This is a genomic window from Marinobacter persicus, assembly GCF_002934325.1.
GTDB classification, from domain to species: Bacteria; Pseudomonadota; Gammaproteobacteria; order Pseudomonadales; family Oleiphilaceae; genus Marinobacter; species Marinobacter persicus_A.
Map to the genome: position 1 here is coordinate 1 of NZ_PTIV01000055.1, position 5,323 is coordinate 5,323.

The 5,323-nt window shown below is 58.0% G+C and carries 7 protein-coding genes; all 7 read right to left on the reverse strand.

The window, feature by feature from the left end:
* Positions 1-680: dienelactone hydrolase family protein (locus BY454_RS16180; protein ID WP_104417602.1), on the reverse strand; the 680-nt coding region annotated here is incomplete at its 3' end.
* Positions 681-824: 144 nt separating this feature from the next.
* Positions 825-1,391 (reverse strand): TetR/AcrR family transcriptional regulator, encoded by a 567-nt coding sequence (locus BY454_RS16185; protein WP_091703140.1) that lies wholly within the window; start codon positions 1,389-1,391, stop codon positions 825-827.
* Between the two features lie 44 nt (positions 1,392-1,435).
* Positions 1,436-2,104 (reverse strand): cupin domain-containing protein, encoded by a 669-nt coding sequence (locus BY454_RS16190; RefSeq protein WP_104417603.1) that lies wholly within the window; start codon positions 2,102-2,104, stop codon positions 1,436-1,438.
* A gap of 64 nt (positions 2,105-2,168) precedes the next feature.
* A complete protein-coding gene (locus tag BY454_RS16195; RefSeq protein ID WP_104417604.1) occupies positions 2,169-2,789 on the reverse strand; it encodes a glutathione S-transferase family protein in 621 nt (206 codons plus the stop codon).
* Positions 2,790-3,017: 228 nt separating this feature from the next.
* Complete coding sequence (locus tag BY454_RS16200; RefSeq protein ID WP_104417605.1) at positions 3,018-3,485, reverse strand: GbsR/MarR family transcriptional regulator; 468 nt, start codon at positions 3,483-3,485, stop codon at positions 3,018-3,020.
* Complete coding sequence (locus tag BY454_RS16205) at positions 3,469-4,905, reverse strand: efflux transporter outer membrane subunit (RefSeq protein ID WP_104417606.1); 1,437 nt, start codon at positions 4,903-4,905, stop codon at positions 3,469-3,471. The genes BY454_RS16200 and BY454_RS16205 overlap by 17 nt, the downstream gene beginning before the upstream one ends.
* On the reverse strand, positions 4,895-5,323 hold a 429-nt coding region (locus BY454_RS16210), incomplete at its 5' end, for an efflux RND transporter permease subunit (RefSeq protein WP_181049780.1). The genes BY454_RS16210 and BY454_RS16205, both read right to left, overlap by 11 nt.

The following is a 5,323-nucleotide window of genomic DNA, read 5'->3' on the forward strand; positions in this document are numbered from 1 at the left end:
GAGTGCAGCACTCCGGGGAAGCTCACCAGTGTCAGATCGACTTCGGCATCCTGCATCTCTTTGACCAGGCTCGCCACCTGATCCGAGGGGACCAGTTTGTCGGCACCGCCTGTGTAAACCTGGATCCTGGCTTTTACGGACCCGGGCTCAGCCTGGAGAGGGCTGCCGAGCGCACCGTGGAAGCTGACAACGCCGTCCAGATCAGCGCCCATGCGCGCCATGTTGAGAACAACGGCACCGCCAAAGCAGTAACCTTGTGCTGCAATTCGGGACGCGTCAACACTTTCGTGGTTCTTCAGGATGTCCATCGACTTCATGAAGCGCGCCTTGACCTGGTCCATGTCCTTGGTGGCTTCCTGCATGAATTGCTGGGCAGTATCAGGGTGGTCGGCTTGTTTGCCAGAGCCATACATATCCAGTGCAAACGCTGTATAGCCGGCGGAAGCAAGCCGTTCTGCCTGATTTCGCGCGAATTCATTGTGCCCCCACCATTCATGAACAACCAGAACCCCCGGGCGCTTCTGCCCGAATTCATCATCCCAGGCCATGTAGCCGGTGAAGGTCTCGTTGCCGACTTGATACTCAATGGTTCTGGTTTGCGTTTCTGCCAGTACCTGCGTACTTGCAACAGTGAGTGACAGCGTGGCTGCTGCCAGTGCTGTTTTCAGGGTGCTCATCATCTGTTTGCTCCTTTTCGCTCGTTATGAGTCAATTTGCGTAGCGATTATGTACGGGTAGACATCGACCAAAGCTCACAGGAAATGTCGCCGGGTGAGCGAACACGAATGTAATCGCTCGCTCAAAGCGCGATTCCTGTCCCGTCGTTACTGGCAGCGGGCGCGCAGCAGTCGCGTTGCGGCATCAAACACGGCGAGGTCTTCTTTGGTGCGCGCGGCGAGGTGAGCGCCTTCCAGCATTGCCAGGGTGGCCGGTGCTTCATCACTCGGATCACCGATGGCCGAGACGGTCCCATCCCTGTGTCCCAGTTCAAAGGTTGCCGTAATCCACTGCAGAACCATTGCACGAACGGCGCCGACTCTGGCGATGACGGTGTCGGACAGGCTTTCGCGGCAGGTCGAAAAGGCAACACACAGACACACGGTCTGGCCATCATGCAACGCTCCGCGGTACAGGGCAATGAGTGCCTTGAGGCGCGCGCCGGCGCTGGCATGGGCTGCGTCTATCTCGGTCAGACCCTGCTGCAGACTGGTCTGATAGCGCTCGATCAAGGCTTCGGAGAGCTTCGCCTTGGTGGGGAAATGGTAATGGATCGAGGCCTTTCGAATGCCGATGGCCTCAGCCAGATCCGCATAGCTGAACCCGTCAAAGCCCCGTGACCGGACGGTGTGCTCGGCAAGATCCATCAGGGCTGTTCTGGTATCACGGTTCATGGTTATTCACCTGTCTGCCTTTTCAATCCCGCTATTGCCGGGCCTTACACCCTCGGTGCCCCGGCAAATCGCAGGTGACCCGTTTTCATCCAGATCTTCGCGCCGCCGTCCCCGGCCGTCAGGGACAACCGGTGTCCTTCAGGGAGGCGCAGCCAGTCATGCCTGGCCAGCAACTCGCCATTGCCGGTCACCGAGCCTTCGATTACCAGCAGTTCGATTCCGCCGGGCGCCTGAGAGGTCAGTGTTGCCCCCGCATCGAGCTGGCTGTAGGTCACGATCTCACGATCGTCCTCATGCAGCTTTGCAGTGGCAACGCCGTCTACCGGGGCGCCCAGTCCGGCCTCCATATTCTTGCTGAACTGGGTGCGATCGGCCAGGTCGAACTGCCACAGTTTCACAAATATCGTGCAGCCTGTGTCAGAGCCCGGAATATGTGACGTGGTTGGAGGGTTGCGCACATAACTGCCGGCAGGAAAATCACCGTGCTCGTCCTGGAACACACCGTCGAGTACGATGAATTCTTCTCCCCCGGTATGGGTGTGCGCCGAGAAATGACTGCCCGGCGCATAACGCACGATGGTGGTGGCGCGGGCAACTTCGTCTCCGATCCGGTCCAGCATGCGCCGCTCCACCCCTTTCATGGGCGAGGGCTGCCATTCAACCTGGTCGGAATGCACAACCACCGGTTTAGAGAAATCTGCATTGATCTCCATGTTATTCCTCCCTTTTGAGACCTTCCTGTTTTCAGCGCTTGCATTAAATCCGAAAGGTTTCGTATTACCCGGCAATTGAAGGACGGGCTGCGACTTTTGCGCGCCAGGCCTGTAGATGGGTCAGGGACTCGGGAATGTCAACCTTCGCGAAATCCGCAAACCCCAGGCCGGCAAAGGCGGTGATGTCTGCGACCGAGAAGCTGTCACCTGCAAGAAACTCGTTGTCCGCCAGAACACTGTCAAGGTAGGCCATGGTTGCGCTGGCCACTTCTTTCTGTTTATTGCCCCACTCAGCGCATTGCCAGGTTTCCAGATCCGGACCGAGCCCCGGGGTCGCGTGGTGAAAATAGGCACCCACGGCGTTCATCAGACCGTTTTCTGCCCGCAGATTCATCATTGCGATACGGGCACGCTCCGCTGGGGTTGTACCCATAAGGGACGGACCATCAAAAACGCCGTCGATATATTCGGTGATGGCATTGCACTGAGCGATGCAGGTGCCGTCGTCAAGTTCCAGCATGGGCACTGTGGCATCGGGGTTTTTCGTCTTGAACGCATCGGAACGGTGCTCCCCACCCATGACATCGACCGGGACGAATTCTACCTTATTCGTTGCGCCTTTTTCTGCCAGGGCGATGCGAACGCGGAGCGGATTGGGAAAGCCTTCAGTGTCGTAAATTTTCATTGCTTACCTCTGTTGGTCATTAAGCATACGCCAATCAATCTACCTGTTAGTAGGTAGGTGCGCAAGAGGCAATTTGTTTATTCTGCTTTGCTTTGAGGCGCTGACAAGACATTCCAAACAGCAAGGACGGTCCAGGCCTCCTCGCAGTAACACCAGCCAGGGTTGCTCTGACATAGCCCGCGTTTCATTCAGCCCCGGATGAAATCCAAGGTTAAACCTTTGCTGTTATTATTTGTTATGTCCGTGGATTTGAGATTTCAGCTGCTTTAGAAGGTCTTTGGAGGTCTCATAATACAGGGTGTAGAACTGATCCAGATCAGCCAGCTTGGCAAGCGTTTGTTCATTGGTAATGGTTGCCTTGGCTTCGGCGATCACCTCCTTTCTGGCCTCGAGCCGTTTTATCTGCCCTTCCACCAAGGCAGCGTAGGGATGGGGACGAATCGCGAAGAAGTCCTGGCGCTCACCCGGCATTGTTCGACGTTCAGCAATGCCGAGTCTTTGGAGAAAGCACGTGTTCGTACTGACACTCGCCTTACTGACACGCAACGTATCCACAAGCTGCGATGAGCTGACCGGACCATCCGACACGATCAGTGTCGCCCAAATTTGGCCGGCAATCCGGGAAAAGCCTTCAGATTGGGCCTGAAGACCGAGGCGCTCAATAAAACGCCTGTCTGATTCAGTCAGAGTTTTCATAATCAGAAGATTGCAATGAATTCTGCCAACCCCCGCCCAGCGCGCGATACAAATTAACCGTCGACTGCAAGTGATCGCGCCGCGTTTCCACGAGATCAAGTTCGGTTGTAAACAGGCTTCGTTCAGCGTCCAGCACCTCCAGGTAACTGGACGCGCCACCCTCAAAGCGCAATCGCGCAAGTTTAGTGGTGCTCCGCAGTGCTGCTACCTGCCGGGCCTGCGCTTCCAGGCGATCTTCGGTACCACGCACCCCGGCCATCGCGTCGAGCACCTCCCGAAACGCCACCTGAATGGCCTGACGATACGCAATCAGGGCCTGGCGTTGACGCGCCTCCGCCTGATTGACTAGTGCCTCGGAACGCCCGAAGTCCAGCAACGGGCCGACTAACGAGCCGCCCAACTGCCAAGTGGATGCGGAGCCCTGGAACAAGTCGCCACCGGACGCACTTCGCAGGCCCAGCAGCCCCTCAAACGAAATCCTGGGCAGAAACGCCGCCCGGGCAACACCGATTTCGGCGTTGGCCGCGATCAATTCCTGTTCGGCTGCGGCAATGTCGGGTCGCCGAACCATCAGATCTGCTGGTCGGCCTGCAGGGATACTGGCCGGAACATCCATCTCACCAATGGTATTCGCTACGGAAATATCACTCCGTACAATCCGTTGTGGATCTCGCCCCAGAAGCACTGCCAAGGCGTTTCGCTGAAGGGAGCGCTGTTGGCGAAGCCTCGGAAGTTCGGATTCAGCGGCCGCAAGCTCGGATTCTGCCTGCCGCAGGGCCAATTCATTAATCTCGCCTCCTTCAAACCGGGCCCGTTGCAGGGCGACCGATTCGCGGCGGGACGACACGGTGCGTTCCGCGATGTCGATCTGACGATCAAGCGCACGCAAATTGAAGTAACCATTGGCCACCTCACCAATCACGGCCAGTCGCACGGCCTCGCGATTCGCTGCACTGGCCAGAAGCCGTGCCCGGGCTGCTTCGCTGGCATTGGCAAGCCGCCCCCAGAGATCCAGCTCGTACGATAGCACCCCACCCACCTGGATATCATTGAAGGGTTGACCACCACCAGCGCTGTTGACGGCCTCTTCACTCGGTCCCTGGCGCACCGCTGAGCCCTCCACCTCCAGAAGCGGGTATTGCTCTGCCTGCTGCCCGGTAAGGAGCGCCCGTGCTTCGGCAACCCGGCCAGCCGCGAGCTGCAGATCGCTGTTGGCATCAAGCGCCTCCTCAACAAGGGTGACAAGTGCCGGATCGCCGTAGCCACGCCACCAGTCCAGGGGGAGTTTCTCGTCCGCCGAAAGTCGTGCGGACGTCCAGGTTTCCGGCACCGACGGCTCGGGTTTCTCAACAGTCGGCGCGAGTGAGCAGCCACCAAGTGCCAACGCCATCACAGTGGTCAGCAATGCCTTAACGGTCATCAGCCACACCTCCATTTGCCCGTCCGGGAGCGGCCGCAGCCGAGTCATCCTGGTCTCTGGAGCCACTCAGAAAATCCGTGATACGGCGGACGACCACATAGAACAGTGGAATAAAGAACGTCGCCAGTATCGTTGCCGAAATCATGCCGCCGAGAACCGCCGTTCCTATCGCAATACGGGTGGTTGCACCGGCACCACTGGCGAAAGCAAGCGGCAACACACCCATGCCGAAAGCAACCGATGTCATCAGAATCGGCCTCAAGCGCACTCGTGCCGCTTCCTTGGTTGCCTCGATCAATTTCATTCCCTGATCCTCTAACGAGCGGGCGAACTCCACCAGAAGTATAGCGTTGCGCGCAGTCACACCAACGGTGGTCAGAATGCCAACCTGGAAGAAGACGTCGTTAGGAAGCCCGCG

Coding starts and splice junctions, on each gene's coding strand:
- BY454_RS16185 (WP_091703140.1), bottom strand. CDS start 1,391: ATGAACCGTGATACCAGAACAGCCCTGATGGATCTTGCCGAGCACACC.
- BY454_RS16200 (WP_104417605.1), bottom strand. CDS start 3,485: ATGAAAACTCTGACTGAATCAGACAGGCGTTTTATTGAGCGCCTCGGT.
- BY454_RS16205 (WP_104417606.1), bottom strand. CDS start 4,905: ATGACCGTTAAGGCATTGCTGACCACTGTGATGGCGTTGGCACTTGGT.
- BY454_RS16190 (WP_104417603.1), bottom strand. CDS start 2,104: ATGGAGATCAATGCAGATTTCTCTAAACCGGTGGTTGTGCATTCCGAC.
- BY454_RS16195 (WP_104417604.1), bottom strand. CDS start 2,789: ATGAAAATTTACGACACTGAAGGCTTTCCCAATCCGCTCCGCGTTCGC.